This window comes from Nitriliruptor sp., from assembly GCF_040882075.1.
Classification (GTDB): Bacteria; Actinomycetota; Nitriliruptoria; order Nitriliruptorales; family Nitriliruptoraceae; genus Nitriliruptor.
Genome location: NZ_JBBEBZ010000088.1, coordinates 10,035 through 27,540 on the forward strand (window position 1 = coordinate 10,035; position 17,506 = coordinate 27,540).

General features: G+C 71.8%; 15 protein-coding genes. 5 read left to right on the forward strand and 10 right to left on the reverse strand.

What is annotated here, in order from left to right:
• Nucleotides 1-55: 55 nt before the first annotated feature.
• From hisB to hisD, 3 genes are read right to left on the reverse strand one after another with little or no spacing between them, the layout of a single operon-like run.
• The gene (gene hisB, locus WEB03_RS04705; RefSeq protein ID WP_368068966.1) at nt 56-643 is read right to left on the reverse strand and encodes an imidazoleglycerol-phosphate dehydratase HisB; all 588 of its coding nucleotides are present in this window, start codon (nt 641-643) and stop codon (nt 56-58) included.
• Nucleotides 640-1,782, reverse strand: coding sequence for a histidinol-phosphate transaminase (gene hisC, locus WEB03_RS04710; protein WP_368068967.1), 1,143 nt, complete (start codon nt 1,780-1,782; stop codon nt 640-642). Before hisC ends, hisB begins: the two co-directional genes overlap by 4 nt.
• Nucleotides 1,779-3,080: a histidinol dehydrogenase gene (gene hisD / locus WEB03_RS04715; protein WP_368068968.1), complete on the reverse strand. Its 1,302-nt coding sequence runs from the start codon at nt 3,078-3,080 to the stop codon at nt 1,779-1,781. Before hisD ends, hisC begins: the two co-directional genes overlap by 4 nt.
• Nucleotides 3,081-3,246: 166 nt before the next feature.
• On the opposite strand from hisD, the gene WEB03_RS04720 reads away from it, so the two are divergent.
• The gene (locus WEB03_RS04720; RefSeq protein WP_368068969.1) at nt 3,247-3,915 is read left to right on the forward strand and encodes a trans-aconitate 2-methyltransferase; all 669 of its coding nucleotides are present in this window, start codon (nt 3,247-3,249) and stop codon (nt 3,913-3,915) included.
• A gap of 25 nt (nt 3,916-3,940) precedes the next feature.
• On the opposite strand, the gene WEB03_RS04725 is transcribed toward WEB03_RS04720, so the two are convergent.
• From WEB03_RS04725 to WEB03_RS04735, 3 genes are all read right to left on the reverse strand, one after another.
• On the reverse strand, nt 3,941-4,279 hold the full coding sequence (locus WEB03_RS04725) for a YnfA family protein (RefSeq protein ID WP_368068970.1): 339 nt from the start codon (nt 4,277-4,279) through the stop codon (nt 3,941-3,943).
• A gap of 178 nt (nt 4,280-4,457) precedes the next feature.
• Entirely contained in the window at nt 4,458-8,012 is a 3,555-nt protein-coding gene (gene dnaE, locus WEB03_RS04730) for a DNA polymerase III subunit alpha (RefSeq protein ID WP_368068971.1), read from the reverse strand.
• Between the two features lie 272 nt (nt 8,013-8,284).
• On the reverse strand, nt 8,285-9,073 hold the full coding sequence (locus WEB03_RS04735; RefSeq protein WP_368068972.1) for a hypothetical protein: 789 nt from the start codon (nt 9,071-9,073) through the stop codon (nt 8,285-8,287).
• Nucleotides 9,074-9,218: 145 nt separating this feature from the next.
• On the opposite strand from WEB03_RS04735, the gene WEB03_RS04740 reads away from it, so the two are divergent.
• Entirely contained in the window at nt 9,219-10,469 is a 1,251-nt protein-coding gene (locus tag WEB03_RS04740) for an APC family permease (protein ID WP_368068973.1), read from the forward strand.
• Between the two features lie 3 nt (nt 10,470-10,472).
• Here WEB03_RS04740 and WEB03_RS04745 read toward each other — a convergent pair whose 3' ends face one another.
• From WEB03_RS04745 to WEB03_RS04755, 3 genes are read right to left on the reverse strand one after another with little or no spacing between them, the layout of a single operon-like run.
• Nucleotides 10,473-11,447 (reverse strand): RluA family pseudouridine synthase, encoded by a 975-nt coding sequence (locus WEB03_RS04745; RefSeq protein WP_368068974.1) that lies wholly within the window; start codon nt 11,445-11,447, stop codon nt 10,473-10,475.
• Entirely contained in the window at nt 11,444-12,037 is a 594-nt protein-coding gene (gene lspA, locus WEB03_RS04750) for a signal peptidase II (protein WP_368068975.1), read from the reverse strand. The genes WEB03_RS04745 and lspA overlap by 4 nt, the downstream gene beginning before the upstream one ends.
• Before the next feature lie 6 nt (nt 12,038-12,043).
• Nucleotides 12,044-12,415 carry a TraR/DksA family transcriptional regulator gene (locus WEB03_RS04755; protein WP_368068976.1) on the reverse strand — a complete coding sequence of 124 codons (372 nt, stop codon included), beginning with the start codon at nt 12,413-12,415 and terminating at the stop codon, nt 12,044-12,046.
• Nucleotides 12,416-12,888: 473 nt separating this feature from the next.
• On the opposite strand from WEB03_RS04755, the gene ileS reads away from it, so the two are divergent.
• The 3 genes from ileS (at nt 12,889) to WEB03_RS04770 (ending at nt 17,165) form a co-directional block, all read left to right on the forward strand.
• The gene (ileS, locus tag WEB03_RS04760; protein ID WP_368068977.1) at nt 12,889-16,092 is read left to right on the forward strand and encodes an isoleucine--tRNA ligase; all 3,204 of its coding nucleotides are present in this window, start codon (nt 12,889-12,891) and stop codon (nt 16,090-16,092) included.
• Nucleotides 16,089-16,682 (forward strand): hypothetical protein, encoded by a 594-nt coding sequence (locus WEB03_RS04765; protein WP_368068978.1) that lies wholly within the window; start codon nt 16,089-16,091, stop codon nt 16,680-16,682. The genes ileS and WEB03_RS04765 overlap by 4 nt, the downstream gene beginning before the upstream one ends.
• Before the next feature lie 69 nt (nt 16,683-16,751).
• Nucleotides 16,752-17,165 carry a hypothetical protein gene (locus WEB03_RS04770; RefSeq protein ID WP_368068979.1) on the forward strand — a complete coding sequence of 138 codons (414 nt, stop codon included), beginning with the start codon at nt 16,752-16,754 and terminating at the stop codon, nt 17,163-17,165.
• A gap of 57 nt (nt 17,166-17,222) precedes the next feature.
• Here the strand turns inward: WEB03_RS04770 and WEB03_RS04775 are convergent.
• Nucleotides 17,223-17,506 (reverse strand): helix-hairpin-helix domain-containing protein (locus tag WEB03_RS04775; RefSeq protein WP_368069812.1); only part of this gene is annotated, 284 nt, incomplete at its 5' end.

Genomic DNA, 17,506 nt, shown 5'->3' on the forward strand with positions numbered 1-17,506 from the left:
TGCTCGCTTCGCTCCGCGCCGCCGGCGATGCGGTGCCGGCGCGCCGCATCGGAGCTCACTGCAGGACGCCCTTGGTGGACGGCACGCCGCCACCACCGGTGGTCGCGACGGCACGACGCAGCGCGACGGCACACGCCTTGAACACCGACTCGAACACGTGGTGGGTGTTGTCACCGGAGACGTTGTGCACGTGGAGGGTGATGCGAGCGTTGGCGACCACCGACTCCCAGAAGTGCTTGAGGAGGCTGGTCTCGAACGTGCCGATCAGCTCCACGGGTGCGTCGACGTCCCACACCAGGTACGGGCGGCCCGACAGGTCGATCGCCACCCGGGTGAGCGCCTCATCGATGGGGACCTGAGCGTCGCCGAACCGCTCGACGCCAGCGCGGTCGCCCCACGCCTCGGCGAGCGCCTGGCCGAGCGCGATGCCGACGTCCTCGACGGTGTGGTGCTCGTCGATCTGCAGGTCGCCGTCGGCGTGCACGGTCAGGTCGAGGCGGCCGTGCCGCCCGAGCTGGTCGAGCATGTGGTCGAAGAACGGGACACCGGTCGACACGTCGACCTTCCCGCTGCCGTCGAGGTCGACCTCGACGCGGATCGCGGTCTCCTTGGTGTCACGGACGACGCTGCCGGTGCGGCTCATCGGGTTGCTCCGGTGGGTGCGGTGGTGGGGGACGTTGAGGGGATCGCCGTGGGATCCGCAACGTCGTCGAGGATCTCGGTCAGAGCGGTCAGGAACGCGTCGTTCTCGGCCGGGGTCCCGACCGTGGCCCGGAGGCAACCCGTCAGCCGCGGCTGACGCGAGAAGTCGCGGACGAGAACGCCGCGCTCGAGCAGCCGGTCGAACAGGTCGCGGACGTCGGTGCGGAACAGCAGGAAGTTCGCGGCGGACGGCCACACCTCGACGTCGGCTCGCGCCGCGAGCGTCGCGTGGACGCGGTCGCGTTCGGCAGCCGTGCGTTCGCGGTGCTCGAGGAACGCCGGGGTCTGTTCGAGCGCGACCAGCGCAGCCACCTGTTTGATCGCGTCGAGGTGGTACGGGAGCCGGACGGTCTGCACGTCGTCGACGACCCAGGACCGCGCGAGGAGGTAGCCGAGTCGCAGACCCGCCAGGCGGTAGGCCTTGGAGAACGTGCGCGACACGACCAGCCGCGGCAGCTCCTCGAGCAGGCCGATCGCCGACGCGCCATCCGGAGCGAACTCGACGTACGCCTCGTCGACGACGATCAGCGCGCGCGAGCGGTCGTGCAGGGCACGGATCGCGTCGTGCCCGACCAGCGTGCCGACCGGGTTGTTCGGTGACGCGACGAACACCACGTCCGGGTCGTGCGTGGCGACGGCGTCGGCTGCGACGTCCACCGTGAGGGAGAAGTCGGCGTCGAGGTCGACCTCGGTGACGGGGGTGAGGGTCGTGCGCGCCAGCTCGGGGTACATCGAGTACGGGGGGCGGAAGGTGACCAGCCGACGGTCGGGGCCGCCGTACGCCTGGAGCAGCTGCAGCAGCACCTCGTTGGACCCGTTGGCCGCCCACACCTGGTCGGACCCGAGCCCGAACGGCGCGCCGAGCGCCTCGCGCAGCGCCGTGTGGGGCCGGTCCGGGTACCGGTTGAGCTCGAGGTCCTGGATGCGGTGGCCCACCTCAGCGAGGTAGCCCGGCGGTGGTGGGTCCGCGGTCTCGTTGGTGTTGAGGCGGACGGGTACGTCGAGCTGCGGCGCGCCGTAGGGCGTCACGTCGGCGAGATCGGCCCGCAGCGGCACCCGCTCTGGAGATGCGTCGCTCACGCGTCGCCCTCGAGACGCACATCGACCGCGCGTGCGTGCGCCGGCAGATCCTCGGCGGCGGCGAGCTGGCGGACCGATGGCGCGAGGTCCGCGAGCGCGTCCCGGGTCACCTCGACGTAGTTGACCGGCACGAGGTAGCTGGCGGTCGTGAGCCCACCGGTGAACCGCGCGGTGCCGAGCACCGGCAGGGTGTGGTTCGGGCCCGCGGCGTAGTCACCGAGGCTGACCGGCGTGTCGTGGCCGATGAAGGTCGTCCCGGCGTACCGGATGCGTTCGGCGACGGCCGCGGCATCGACGGTCTGCACCTCGAGGTGCTCGGCCGCGTACGCCTCGGCGACCTGCACCGCGTGGTCGATGTCGTCGACGAGCACGACGGTGCCCTGCCCGGCCAACGACGCCTCGATGCGCTGGCGGTGCTTGGTGGCCGCCACCTCGTCCTCGAGCGCGGCCTCGACGGGAGCGACGAGGTCCTCGTCGGCCGTGATGAGGATCGCGCTGGCGAGCTCGTCGTGCTCGGCCTGCGAGACCAGGTCGGCAGCGACGACCCTCGGATCCGCGGTGCGGTCGGCGACGATGGCGATCTCGGTCGGACCGGCGATCGAGTCGATCCCGCAGACGCCTTCGGCTTGGACCTGCGCCTTGGCGAGCGCCACGTAGACGTTGCCGGGACCGACGATCTTGTCGCACGCCGGGACGCTGTCGGTGCCGTAGGCCATGGCGGCGATGGCCTGCGCGCCGCCGATCGAGAACACGTGGCCGACGCCGAGCAGCGAGGCCGTGGCCAGCACGGTCCGGTCCGGCACGCCGCCGTCACCCGTCGGCGGCACGCACAGCACCACCTCGCCGACCCCCGCGACCTGCGCGGGGACGACCGTCATGATCACCGTCGACGGGTAGGCGGCCTTGCCCCCCGGGATGTACACACCGACGCGCTGGATGGGACGGTGCCACTGCCCCATCCGCACCCCGTCGCGGGTCTCCTCCCAGTCGGTGGGAGCCGCCTTCTCGTGGAACCACCGCACCTGGTCCACCGCGCGGTCGATCGCGGCGCGCAGGTCCGGGTCGAGGTCCTCGAGCGCCGCATCGAGCGCCGCCTGCGGGACCCGGAGGTCGTCGAGCTCGACCCGGTCGAAGCGGGAGGTGAGGGCGCGCACCTCGTCGTCACCGCGTTCCCGAACGGCAGCGAGGATGTCCCGGACCACATCGGTCGCGGCCGCGACCTGGTCCCGCGGCCGCGGGATGCGGTCGCGCGGGTCGGAGCGGTCGCCTCGCAGGTCGAGGACGGTCAGACGGGCCACGGGTGGTCCCCCGGCGGTCGGTGGAGGGCGGCGAGCGTGTGCGGACGGCATCCCGTACGGAACCGTCGACGTGCCGCGTTCGGGCCCCGAGCGTACCGCTGCGACCGTCCGCTCCACCGCTCCGAGGCGTGTGACAGGCTCGCGCTCCACGAGCGACGGGACCGCTGTGCACGACCAGGAGGTCGCACCGGACGGCTCCCCCGTGGCCGTCTACCTCACGCTCCCCGCCGAGCCGGCGTTCACCGCCGTGCTCGACCACCTCGATCCGCAGGCGTCCGTGCTGGACCTCGGGTGTGGGGTCGGCCGGCTCGTGAACGTCCTCGCACGACCCGGGCGGGATGTCTGGGGGGTGGACGAGTCGCTGGCGATGCTCGCGCACCTGTCGGACGAGGTGACCGCCGTGGAGGCCGACCTCCGTTCGCTGGACCTCAGCCGACGGTTCGGCGCGGTCGTGCTCGCCAGCCGGCTCGTGAACGTCGCGGACCGCCACCTGCGCCGGGCGTTCCTCGCCGCGATCGTGTCCCACCTCGATGCGGGCGGGACCGCGTACCTGCAACGGCACGATCCGGCCCCCGGCGTCTACGAGGTGGGTACACGCCGCCAGGTGGTGGCCACGGACCGTGGACCACTGACGATCACCCTCGAGGTCCACGAGCGTCGCGGGAGCCAGATCCGGGCGACCTCAACGATGGCGTTCACGGCGGCTTCCTGGGCGCAGACCTTCGAGGCCGAACTGCTCGACGATGACGCGCTCGACGTGGTGCTCGCCGAGGTCGGCCTGGAGTTCGGCGAGGTCCTCGACGCGACGTGGGTGACGGCGCACCACCGCCGCTGAGCGCCGCGGTCGATCGGTCGAAGCGTCAGGCTCCCGCAGCGCGCGGGGCGTAGATGATCACGGCACCGCCGACCAGACAGATGGCGGCGCCGAGCAGGTCGAACCGGTCCGGCTGGAACCCGTCCACCACCCGACCCCACACCAGAGCGGCGACGATGAACAGCCCGCCGTAGGCCGCCATGATCCGACCGAAGTCCGCGGCCGGCTGCAGCGCGATGAGCGCGCCGTACCCGAACAGCACGAGACCCCCGAGCAGCGCGAGCCCGATCGAACCGCGCTCCCGCACCCCCTGCCAGACCAGCCACGCTCCCCCGAGCTCGGCCAGACCAGCGGCGAGGTAGAGCAGGACGGACCGGACGACCACGGGAGCTCCTCGGTGCGGGGTGACGAGCCTACGAGCAGCTCGGGCGAACCAACCACCGACCCCACGCAACTCCCTGGGCTGCGGCCCAGGTCGTTGCACATCCACGGCCGCGTGCACCGACCCCCACGCAACTCCCTGGGCTGCGGCCCAGGTTCCGTCACGAACGCCCCCCACGGGCTCAGGTCATCGCGGGTTCGCGCTTGCGCTTCCAGGCCGGTTCGTCGCGGTCCTCGCCGAAGGTGCGGCCCCCCACCTCGTCGTCGATGGCGTCCGGACCGAAGTTCTCCTTGATCTGACCGAACAGGCCGGGGCGACGTTCGACACGGAGGTCGTCGCCGAGCTTGAACAGCCGGACGGAACCGTCCGGGTCACGCAGCCGCAGGTGGACCGGGACGACGCCCGTGTGCTCGGCCAGGACACCCTTGAGCCGGCGGATGGCGTCCGCGGTGCACTGCTCGGCGGCGAAGGTGACGACGATCGGTGAGCCGAGCGCTTCGGACAGGTCGGGGGCGGAGACACGGTTCGCGAGGACCTTGACCGCCTCGTCGCGCTTCTCGACCTTGCCGGTGATGATCAGGACCGAGTCCTCGACGAGCACCTCGTGGGCAGCGCGGTAGGTCTGGGGCCAGAAGGTGACCTCGACGTTGCCGGACAGGTCCTCGAGGGTGGCGACGAGGTAGGTGTCACCCTTCTTGGTGAACTTCTTCTGCAGGCCGGTGAGGACGCCGCCGACGGTGATCGACGCGCCGTCGTCCTTCTCGCGCAGGCTCAGGCAGGTCGCGTCGGTGACCCGCTCGAGGACGCGTTCGGTGCCGAACAGCGGGTGATCCGAGACGTAGAGGCCGAGCATCTCCCGCTCGTGGCGGAGCAGATCGGCCTTGTCGTACTCCTCGTCGGTGATCACCGGCCCGTCGTCGACGTCGAGGCCGCCGTCGTCCTGACCGTCGTCACCCGCGAGACCGTCGAACAGCGAGAACTGGCCCGCCGCTTCGGCCTTCTTGCGGGTCAGGGCCGCGTCGACGAGCGGTTCGTAGGCACCGAAGAGGCCCCTGCGGGTGTGGCCGAGCGAGCGGAACGCGCCGGCGAGGACGAGGTTCTCGAGCGTGCGTTTGTTGAGCACGCCACCGTCGACCTTGGCGCAGAAGTCACGGAAGTCGGTGAAGCGACCGTGCTGGCGCCGGGCGGCCACGATCTGTTCCACGATGCCCTCGCCGACGCCGCGGACGGCCGACAGGCCGAACAGGATCTCGTCGCCGCGGGGGGTGAAGTCGGCGTCGGACTCGTTCACGTCGGGCGGCAGGACGGGGATGCCGAGGCGGCGACACTCGTTGAGGTAGAGCGGCTTGTTGTCCTTGTGGTTCTTGACCGAGGTGAGCAGCGCCGCCATGTACTCGGTCGGGTAGTGGGCCTTCAGGTAGGCGGTCTGGTAGCTGACCACGCCGTAGGCGACCGTGTGCGACTTGTTGAAGCCGTACTCGGCGAACTTCTCGATCATGTCCCACTGCTGGGTCATGAGCGATCTCTCGTACCCGCGGTCGACGCCACCGGCGATGAACTGGTCCTTGAAGGACTCCATCAGGTCGCGCTTCTTCTTCCCGACCGCCTTCCGCAGGCCATCGGCGTCCGACATGGTGAAGCCCGCCATGTCGGTGGCGATCTTCATGATCTGCTCTTGGTAGACGATCACGCCGTAGGTGTCGCCGAGCACCGCCTCCAGATCAGCGTGGTCGTAGGTGACCGCCTCGTGGCCGTTCTTGCGGTCGGCGTAGGCCACGTGCATGTTCATCGACAGCGGACCCGGGCGGTAGAGGGCCAGCAGCGCCGAGATGTCCTCGAACCGGGTCGGCTTGAGCTTGCGGACGAGCGCCTGCATCCCGGTCGAGTCGAGCTGGAAGACCCCGAGCGTGTAGCCCGTACCGAGCATCTCGTAGGTGGTCGGGTCGTCCATGTCGCCGAGGAAGATCGGATCGTCGAGGTCGACGCTGACCCCACGGTTGTCGCGCACGTGGCGTTCGGCATCGGAGAGGACGGTGAGGTTGCGCAGGCCCAGGAAGTCCATCTTCAGCAGGCCCAACGCCTCGGCGGCGTTCATCTCCCACTGGGTGACCACCGAGCCGTCCTCGGTGCGCAGCAGCGGGAGAGTCTCGGTCAGCGGCCGAGCACCGATGATGACGGCGGCGGCGTGGATGCCGTGCTGGCGCTTGAGGCCCTCGAGCTTCTCGGCGGTCTCGAGCACCTTGGCGTAGCCGGGGTCCTCACGGGCAGCCCGCAGCTCGGTCGACATCTCGTAGGCCTTGGCGAGGGGGAACTCCTTGCCCTGCGCCGGCGGCGGCATCATCTTGGCGAGCGTGTCCCCGACCGAGAACGGTTCGTCGAGCACGCGGGCAGCATCGCGGATCGCGGACTTGGCCTTGATGGTCCCGAAGGTGATGACCTGGGCGACGTGATCGGCCCCGTAGCGGTCGGCGGCGTAGCGGATCATCTCGCCGCGCCGACGGTCGTCGAAATCGATGTCGATGTCCGGCATCTGGATGCGGGCGGGGTTCAGGAACCGCTCGAAGATCAGCCCGTGCTTGATGGGGTCGACCCGGGTGATGTCGGTGCAGTAGGCGACGACGGATCCACCGGCGGATCCACGGCCTGGTCCGACCCGGATGCCGACCGACCTGGCGTGCTCGCAGAGGTCGGCGACGATGAGGAAGTAGGCGGGGAAGCCCATGTCGCCGACGACGCGCAGCTCGTAGTCGATGCGCTCCTGCACGGCGTCGGGGATCGGGGTGCCGTAGAGCCTGCGCGCGCCCTCGAGGACCTTGTGGCGCAGGAACTCGGCCTCGGTCATCCCGTCGGGGCAGGGGAAGGCGGGCAGCAGGTCGAGGTCGAACTCGATCTCGACGTCACACATCTGCGCGATGTCGAGCGTCGCGTCGAGCGCCGGACCGAAGTCACGGAACTGTTCGCGCATCTCGCGGGCGGTCTTCACGTAGAAGTCGTTGCCGGAGAACTTGAACCGATCGGCGTCGGAGATCTTCGCGCCGGTCTGGATGCACAGCAGGACGTCGTGGGCTTCGGCGTCCGAGGCCTCGGTGTAGTGCGAGTCGTTGGTGATGACGGTCCGCAGGCCCAACTCGGCCGCGAGCTTCTCGAGCTGCGGCCAGGTCGTGCGCTGTTCGGGGATGCCGTGGTCCTGCAGTTCGACGAAGTAACGCTCGGGACCGAAGACGTCCTTGAAGTCCGACAGCGTCCGCTTCGCCGCCGCCTCGTCGCCCTTCAGCAGGTTCTGGTTGACCTCGGAACCGAGGCAGCCAGAGAGGACCACGAGCCCGTCGGCGTGCTCCTCGAGCAGCTCGAGGTCGACCCGCGGCTTGTACCAGTAGCTCTCGAGGTAGGCCCGGGTGGAGAGACCGATCAGGTTGCGGTACCCCGCATCGTTCTGGGCCAGGACCGTCAGGTGGTAGTAGCGGTCCTTGCCGGTGGAACCACCGAGCTGCTGGTCGCGACGGGAGCCGATGGCCTGGTACAGCTCGGAACCGAGGATCGGGTTGATCCCCGCCTTGCGACCGGCGTTGTGGAACTCGACGAGGCCGAAGAGGTTGCCGTGATCGGTGATCGCGACGCCGGGTTGTCCGTCACGGGCGACGTGCTCGACGAGATCGTCGATCCGGGAGGCCCCGTCCAGCATCGAGTACTCGGTGTGGACGTGCAGGTGGACGAAACCGTCGTTGCTACCGTTCATCCGGGCCTCCCCTGGCGCCCCGCTCCGGGGCGCACGCGTTCGCCATCGTCATCGCCACGGCGGACCGCGACGTCGGTGCTCCCGGGGCGCCGAGCGGGGGCGCGAGAGCACCGGAACCGCGTCGGCCGCCGACCGGGGCGACCTCGAGGCGTGTGCCGGGGAAGAACCACACGCCTGTGGTTCGGGAGGCTAGCAGCCACCGCCGAGGCTGCGAGGAGGTGGGTGACGGGCGGGCGCCCACGGGCGGGGAGCGGCGCCGGGTGCCCGGCGGGTCACATCGCGAACCCGACCGACGCACGCTGCCGATCGGTCGGCAGGATGCCCCGGAAACGGCTGCGGCTGGTCGCGTTCGCCGCTCCGCCGGGGTCGACCGCCCGCACGGCGGGGTCGTCGACCAACATCTGCAGGAACGAGGTCGGTGCCACGACGATCGCTGCGAAGACGACGGCGCCCTCGTCGGCGAGGTCGCGGGCCTGCTCGAGCTCCGCCAGGCGGTCGACGTAGTCCTGCTCGAACGCCGGATCGCCGAGGTCCTCCTCGAGCAGACCTTCCAGCTCGGCCAGCTCGGCGTCGACGTCCTCACGCGAGTCCGCGATCAGCTCGCGCGCCTGCTCCGGAGCGTCGGCACCCGCGGCGACCTCGACCGGTTCGAGCAGGCCGGGCACCCACAGCTGCAGGCGTTCGATGGTGACCTCGCCGACGAGGGCCAGGTCATCTACCCCGACGAGACCCTCGAAGGACACCACCGCCCGGGTCGGTTCCTCGGGCAGCGACGCCAGCACCTCGTGCCGTTCGTCGATGTACGCGTCGAGATCGGCGCCGACCGACGGCCCGATCTGGTCGACCTGGTCGACCGCGACGACCTCCCCGTCCGTCGATGCGACCGGCTCGGTCGGGTAGCGGGTCAGGTGCACGGAGGCGGCCGCCACGACCACGACCGCGGCCAGCAAGGCCACGGCGGTCGGGTGCGCGACCAGCTTCCGGACGGGGCCCGGCAGGTGCTCGTCCTCCCACGAGGACAGCCGCGCCCACCACGGGCGCACGACGTCAGACGTGCGCACGCGGGTGCTCCTCGGACGGCGGGACTCGGCGGAGCGGATGCTAGCCTCGTGCCTGCTCCACCCCGGTCCCGCCGAGGCATCGAGACGGCGAGGTGGACCACGCCGGCGCGGTTCGGCGACCTGACCGACCGACGACGGGCGGACCGTGAGCGAACCGGAGCTTCGACGCGCGTTCGGTGTCGGCGATGCCGTCGTCGTCGGGCTCGGTGCGATGGTGGGCGCCGGCGTCTTCGCTGCCGTCGGCGCCGCCGCCGTCGGTGGTGCGCCGGCGCTGCTGCTCGGCCTGCTCGTGGCGGGTTCCGTCGCGTACGCGAACGCGACGTCGTCGGCCGAGCTGGCGGCGGTCCACCCGGCCGCAGGGGGCACCTACGTCTACGGACGGGAGCGCCTCGGCCCGGCCTGGGGGCACCTCGCCGGCTGGGGGTTCGTGGTCGGCAAGACCGCCAGCTGCGCCGCGATGGCGCTGACCTTCGGCGCCTACGTCGCGCCGTCTATCGCGCGTCCGCTCGCCCTCGCCGCCGTCGTGGCCCTGACCCTGCTCGATGCGCGCGGGGTGCAGCGCACCGCGACCGCGATGCGGGTCGGCCTCGCCATCGTGCTCCTGAGCCTGCTGGTCGTCGTCGTGGCGTCGGGCACCGCGCCAAGCGCCGATCTCGGCCGGCTGACCGAGGGACCCGCTCCGACGCCGGGCAACGTGCTGGAGGCGGCGGGGCTGCTGTTCTTCGCCTTCGCCGGGTACGCACGGATCGCCACCCTCGGCGAGGAGGTGCGTGACCCCGCCACGACCATCCCCCGGGCCGTGCCGCTCGCGCTCGGGGCCGCGCTGCTGACGTACGTGCTGGTGACGGTCGCCGCCGTCAGCGCGGTCGGCGCCGACGTTCTTGCCGCTGCCGACGCGCCGCTCGCCGTGGCGGTCGCCGCGGGCCGGCTGCCGGAGCTCGCCGGCGTGGTCCGGGTGGGCGCTGCCGCTGCCGCTGCCGGGGTCCTGCTGTCGCTCCTCGCGGGTGTGGCTCGCACCAGCCTGGCCATGGCCCGGGACGGTCACCTGCCCCGACCGCTGGCCCGCGTGCATCCCGAGCGACGTGTTCCCCACGTGGCGCAGCTCGCGGTCGGTGCGACCGTCGCCGTGGTCGTCCTGGTGGCCGACCTCCGCGGCGCCATCGGCTTCAGCTCGTTCTCGGTCCTGGCCTACTACGCGATCGCGAACCTGTCGGCTCTCCGCCTCGCCGACCACGAGCTGCGGTGGCCGCGGTGGCTCGCCGCGTTCGGGGTCGTCGGCTGCGTGGTGCTCGCCCTGTCCCTGCCGCGACCGTCGGTGTTCGGCGGCGTCGCCCTGCTGATCGTCGGACGGATCGCCTACGCCGTCACGTCGCGGCGCGGCGCGCGCGAGGACTGACCGTCAGCCCTCGTCCGGGTCGGCCAGGACCTGCGCGACGTCGGGCGGATCGATCCCCGCTCGCTGCAACGCGGCGGTCAGATCGTCCGGCAGCGGTTCGGACACGTCGATGCCCGCGCCGGTGACGGGGTGAGCGAACGCCAGCCGGCCCGCGTGGAGGGCCGGACGTTCGAGGCCGAGGGCCGCGGCGACCGTCGGCCGCGAGCCGTAGACCGGATCGCCGAGGACCGGGTGGCCGATCGCCGTCAGGTGGACGCGGATCTGGTGGGTCCGACCGGACTCGAGCCGGCACGCGAGCAGGGACACCGGTCGTTCACCGATCATCCCGGAAACGATGGTGGTGTACCTCGTCGCCGCATCCTTGCCGCTGGGCACCGTCGCGAAACGACGACGGTGGTCGGGATCCCGACCGATCGGCGCCTCGATCCGCCCGACGGGTGACGCCGGCACCCCATCGACCAGCGCGAGGTAGCGGCGCACGACCTGTCGGCGGCGGAGCGCCTCGACGAGCGCGGCGTGGACCTCGTCGGTGGATGCGACCACCAGCAACCCCGAGGTGTCCCGATCGAGCCGGTGCACGATCCCGGGCCGGCCCTCGCCGCCGGCGGGCGCCAGCGGGACACCGGCCGCCGCGAGCGCATCCACCAGCGTCCCGGCGGCGTGGCCCGGGCCCGGGTGGACGACGAGACCCGGGGGCTTGGCGAGCACGACCAGGTGCTCGTCGCGGTAGCGGACGGGGGGCAACGGTGGCGCATCGACGACCGGCCCGACCTCGTCGGCCGCGACCACGATCCGCTCGCCCTCGCTCACGCGGTGGCTGCGTCGCACGACGGCGCCTGCGATGGTGACCGCACCGGCGTCGATGCGAGCCGCGGCCCGCGAGCGTGGCTCGTCGAGGAGGCGGGCGAGGACGACGTCGAGCCGGGCGCCAGCGTCGTCAGAGGTGACGGGGTGGTCGGTCGCGCCGGTGTCGTTCATGTTCCCTCGGTCCGGTGAGCTTCCGCCGTGCCATCGGCGGTCGACGCCGACGCTGCATCGGCCTCGGCGGCTGCGCGTTCCGCAGCGGCGACCCGGCGATCCTCGATCAGCAGCGCGATCACGAGCAACGCGAACCCGACGGTGATCCACGAGTCGGCGACGTTGAACCGCGGGAAGCTGCCCCAGGCCACGAAGTCGACGACCTCGCCCGACAGGAACCCCTCGCCGGCGCGCAGCACGCGATCGATCAGGTTGCCGACGGCGCCGGCGAGCAGGAGCCCGTAGGCGGACGCCTGGAGCAGCGAGGCGGTCGTGCGCAAGCTGCGGACGACGATGAAGACGACCAGCGCGGTCACGACCAGGAACAGCGGGGCAGGGACCGGCATCCCGAAGGCGGCACCGGGGTTGCCGATCAGTTGCCACCCGACCCCGTCCCCGAGCAGGGGGACGAACACCCCGGGGTCGAGGATGCGTTCGGCCACCAGCTTGGTGGCCTGGTCGAGGATCACACCGGCAGCCGCGAGCAGCGTCACGACGGGTACGGCGAGGGGGTGGCGAGCCGGGGGCATCGCCGCGGGGTCAGGGGTCACGGAGGGTCAGCGTCCCGACTCGTCGCGGCGCTTGCAGTCCAAGCACAGCGCAGCGGCAGGGACAGCCTCGAGTCGATCGAACCCGATGTTCTCGCCGCACCGGGTGCACACACCGTAGGTCCCGGCCTCGATCCGTCGCAGGGCTTCGTCGATCTCGCCCATGAGACGGCGGGCGTGGTCGGAGAGCGTCGCCGCGGTCTCCCGCTCGGAGGTCGCCGTCCCTCGGTCGGCCGGATCGTCGCCGGAGGCGTCCCCACGCCAGCGGTCGACCCCGGCATCGGCCTGGAGGTCGGCGACCTGGTCGAGGAGCTCGGCACGCTCGTCGACCAGAGCCTGCTCGAGGGTCTTCGACTGCTTCTTGGTGAGCTTCCTGGCCATCGTGAGAGCTTCCGACCGGATCAGGCGGGCGCGTGGCCGGCGGAAGGTAGCAGCGGCGCGCTCGCGCGGCCGGACTCCTGCGCCGGCAGGCGGGGGCGGCGGTAGGCTGCCGGGTCGCAGCGACCGCCCGAACCTGGGCGAACGAACCGACGAGGACGCGGCGCACCCGACCCGTCCACCACGAGCGAGCCGGGATGGTGTGAGCCGGCGGTGGACCGCGGTGCGCACATCACCTCCGATCGGCCCGGTCGAGACCACCCGCGGAGCCACACGGGTGCGGAGACCGGGACGGCGCCCGCACGACACGCGGGCCGGCCGGGGCGACCCGGCGGAAGCGACGAGCGGGTGCACGGGCCTCCACGCCCGGCGCCAACGAGGGTGGGACCGCGGCGCCGACCGGCGTCGTCCCTCGGGACACCGGCACGCACCCCGTGCCGTCCCGGGTGGACGGCACCGACGTGAGGCACGCAGCGATGAGCGACCACTCCCCCGTGACGCCGACCAGCTGGCCCGAGGTGACCGGTAGGCCGGATCTGCCGGCTATCGAACGCCACCTGCTCGAGCGGTGGGCCGAGCTCGATGTGTTCGCCACCTCGGTCGAGCAGCGTGCCGACGGCCCCGTGTGGACCTTCTACGAGGGCCCGCCGACCGCCAACGGCCGACCCGGCACCCACCACGTCGAGGCGCGGGTCTTCAAGGACGTCTTCCCGCGGTACCGGACGATGAAGGGCGCATCGGTCCGCCGCAAGGGTGGCTGGGACTGCCACGGCCTGCCCGTCGAGCTCGAGGTCGAGAAGGAGCTCGGGCTCGACTCGAAGACCGACATCGAGACGTACGGCATCGAGGCGTTCAACGAACGGTGCCGCGAATCGGTCGGACGCTACGTCGGCGCCTTCGAGGAGCTCACCGAACGCATCGCGTTCTGGGTCGACATGGACGACGCGTACCGCACGATGGACCCCGAGTACGTCGACTCGCTGTGGTGGGGTCTGTCGCAGCTGTGGGACCGCGACCTGATCTTCGAGGACTTCCGGGTCGCCCCCTACTGCGGCCGCTGCGGGACCGCGCTGTCCGACGCCGAGGTCGCCCAGGGCTACGCCGAGACCGACGACCCCTCCGTCCACGTGCGCTTCCCCGTGACCGAGGGTCCGCTCGCCGAACGCGGCGCGAGCCTGGTGGTCTGGACCACCACACCCTGGACCCTGCCCTCGAACACCGCCTGCGCCGTCGGGCCGGAAGTCGTGTACGCCATCGCCCGCGAGGCGGGTTCGGACGACGAGCTGATCCTCGCCCGAGACCTGGTCGAGACCGTCCTCGGCGACGACGCCGAGGTGGTCGAGGAGCTCACCGCCGACCAGCTCATCGGCCTGCACTACCGCGCGCCGTACGACTGGGCCCAGCCCCCGGACGCCGGTGCCGACTGGCGGTTCGTGCTCGCGGCCGACTTCGTGACCACCACCGACGGGTCCGGCATCGTCCACCTCGCTCCCGCCTTCGGTGCCGACGACATGGCCGTGGGTCGACGCGAGGGGCTACCGATCGTCAACCCGGTGGGGCCCGACGCGCGCTTCACCACCGGCCCGTGGGAGGGCCTCTTCGTCAAGGACGCCGATGAGGCGATCCAGGCCGACCTCGACGAGCGCGGCCTGCTGCTGCGTGCGGCGAGCTACACCCACACCTACCCGTTCTGTTGGCGCTGCAAGCGGCCGCTCATCTACTGGGCCAAGCCCTCGTGGTACATCCGCACGACCGCCGTGCGCGACCAGCTGCTGGCCAACAACGCGACCATCGACTGGCACCCCGAACACATCCGCGACGGCCGCTTCGGCAAGTGGCTCGAGAACAACGTCGACTGGGCGCTCTCCCGCGATCGGTACTGGGGCACCCCGCTGCCGTTCTGGCGGTGTGACGACTGCGACCACGTCACGGTCGTGTCCTCACGTGCGCACCTCTCGGAGCTGACCGGTGCGGACCACAGCGAGCTCGACCCACACCGGCCGTACGTCGACGACGTGACGGTGCCCTGCGAGAACTGCGGTGCGACGGCGCACCGGGTGCCGGACGTCGCCGACGCGTGGTTCGACTCGGGCGCCATGCCCTACGCCCAGTGGGGCTACCCGCACACCGGCGTCGAGGAGTTCCAGCGCCACTACCCCGCCGACTACATCTGCGAAGCGATCGACCAGACGCGCGGCTGGTTCTACACGCTGCTGGCGGAATCCACCCTGCTGTTCGGTGACAGCTCGTACCGGGCGTGCGTGTGCCTCGGCCACATCGTGGACGAGGACGGGCGCAAGATGTCGAAGTCCGCGGGCAACATCATCGACCCCTGGGAGCTGATCGAGCGCCACGGCGCGGACGCGCTGCGCTGGCTGATGATGGCCGAGGGCAGCCCGTGGCTGTCACGGCGCGTCGGGCACCAGCTGCTCGAGGACATCGTGCGGCGGTTCCTGCTGACGCTGTGGAACACCCACGTCTTCTTCACCACCTACGCCCGGCTCGACGGCATCGATCTGTCGGACCCGGCGGTCCCGGACGTCGCGGACCGGCCGGCGTCGGACCGGTGGGTGCTCGCTGAGCTCGCCGACCTGGTCGACACCGTCGACGCGTCGCTGGAGCGGTTCGACGTGTCCACCTCCACGCGCCGGCTCGAGCGCTTCGTGGACGACCTGTCGAACTGGTACGTGCGACGGGGTCGCCGCCGGTTCTGGAAGGCCTCGGGTGAGGACCAGCCGGACAAGCTGGCCGCCTACGCGACCCTCCACACCTGCCTCGTCACCCTGTCGAAGCTCCTCGCACCGTTCACACCGTTCCTGGCCGATCAGCTGTGGCAGGACCTGGTCGTGTCGCAGGATCCTGACGCACCCGCATCGGTCCACCTCGCCGACTTCCCCGTGGCCGCCGCCGAGTGGCGCGACGAGCCGTTGCGAGCGGCGATGACCACGACCCGGCGGGTGGTCGAGCTCGGCCGCCAGGCGCGGACCGACAGCGCCGTCAAGGTGCGCCAGCCGCTGGCGCGTGCGCTGGTGACCGTGCCACCCGACGAACGCGCGGCTCTCGCCGAGCTGCTGTCGGAGGTCGCCGATGAGCTCAACGTGAAGGCCATCGAGCTGTCGGACGGCACCGGCGACCTCGTCGAGCGGTCGGTCAAGCCGAACTTCCGGGCGCTCGGACCGGCCTTCCAGAAGCGCGCCCCCGAGGTCGCGAAGGCGCTCCAGGTGCTGGGCCCGGAGGCGGCCGGTGCGCTCGCGGTCTCGCTCGAGACGACCGGGGACGCACAGCTCGAGGTCGGGGGCGATGCCGTGACCGTCACGCGTGAGATGGTCGAGGTGGTGGAGACGCCGCGGACCGGCTGGGCGGTCGCGGCGGACGGCAGCACCTCCTTCGCCCTCGACACCGCCCTGACGCGGGAGCTCGAGGTCGAGGGCGCCGCCCGTGAGCTCGTGCGCGCCGTCAACGACCAGCGCAAGGCGACCGGGCTCGCGCTCGACGACCGCATCGAGCTGGTCGTCGCGGTCACCCCCGAGGAGCTCGACGCCGACCTCGATGCCGGTGGGTGGTACGACGTGGTCGCCCGTGAGGTGCTGGCCACCAGCGTCCACCGGATGCCCGCGAGCGACGCCGTGCCGGTCGACCTCGGTTCGCTCGGTCAGGCCCGTATCTGGGTGCGGACGTGATCACCACGCGCGGGGTGCTGACCGTCACCGCCGCAGCGACGCTGGCCGCCGGCTTCATCGGGGTCGTCCGGCAACGCACCGAGATGACACGGGTCCGTCGGGGCGACCTGGCGCCCGCGTCCGCCGCCAGCGTGGTCGATCCCCTCCGTGAGCCGGGTCGCGTCGGCGGCGCGCTCGCCGCCTGGCGTCCGCAGCGGCCGACCACGGTGATCGGCCGGTTCGCCGCCGCGCTCTGGGCCTCGCCGCTGACGACCGCAGGCGTGGTCCTCGGGCTGCTCGGCGGCGCCGTCCCACGGTGGGATCCCGTCCACGGGTGTCTCGTGGCCGCCGGGGTCCGCGGACCCTCCGGCGCCGCCCTCGCGATGGTCGGAGCGGACGCCAACACGATCGGCCAGGTGGTGCTCGCCCGTCACGGACAGCCCTCGGCGGCGCTCCTGAGCCACGAGGTCGCGCACGTGCGGCAGAGCGAGCGGCTCGGCCCGTTCCTGCTCCCCGCCTACGTCTGGCTCTCGGCCCGCTACGGCTACCGGGACCACCCGCTCGAGCGGGCCGCGCGTGACGTCGCACGCGGCTATCCCTCGAAGCCGTGAGTCCGCCGCCCGAGCCACCGGAGCCACCGGAGCCACCGGAGCCACCGGAGCCATCGCGCTTCACGCGGCGTGGAACGCCACGACCGTGGTCGCGATCGACGTGACCGGGCCGTCGTCGCCCCGATCCTGTTGCTCGGTGTCGTGGCGCTCTTCGCAGCGGCAGCGACCGGACTGGCCATCGCACGTCGACGGGAAGCACGCAGGTTCGTCACCCACGTGCCGGCGCTCACGACGCGGTACGCGCTGCGGGTCGGGGAGCTGATCGCGTTCTCGGACTGGCGTCGCCTCCTGACGACGCGTCGCTCGCTGCCCGATCGAGCTGCCAAGCGGCGGTTCGACGCCGTGCACGCCGCCGTCGCGCGTCTCGCCGCGCGTCTCGCCGCGCTCCAGGACCGACCCGGCGGACCGACGCACGATGAGGAACGACAGGTGCTCCTCGAGCTCGCCGTCGCGCGGGCGGGACGGCCCCTCGCCCGCTCGTGAGGGCCCGGAACGGACGACACCCGGCACGTGGCCGGGCGTCGTCGGTACGGAGCGAGGTCAGCCGAGCTGCTGCTTGATGGTCGCGGCCAGGCCCGTGCCGATGCCGGGGATGGCGCTGATGTCGTCGACGCTGGCGGCAGCGATGCCGTCCACCGAGCCGAAGCGGGCGAGGAGCGCGTCGCGCTTGCCGGGCCCGAGACCGCGGATCTCCGACAGGGCGTCGGCGTTCCGTCTGCCCGTCGCCTTCTTGCCCGTCGCCTTCGTGGCCGTCGCCTTCTTGGTTGCGGCCTTCTTGGTTGCGGCCTTCTTGGTTGCGGCCTTCTTGGTTGCGGCCTTCTTGG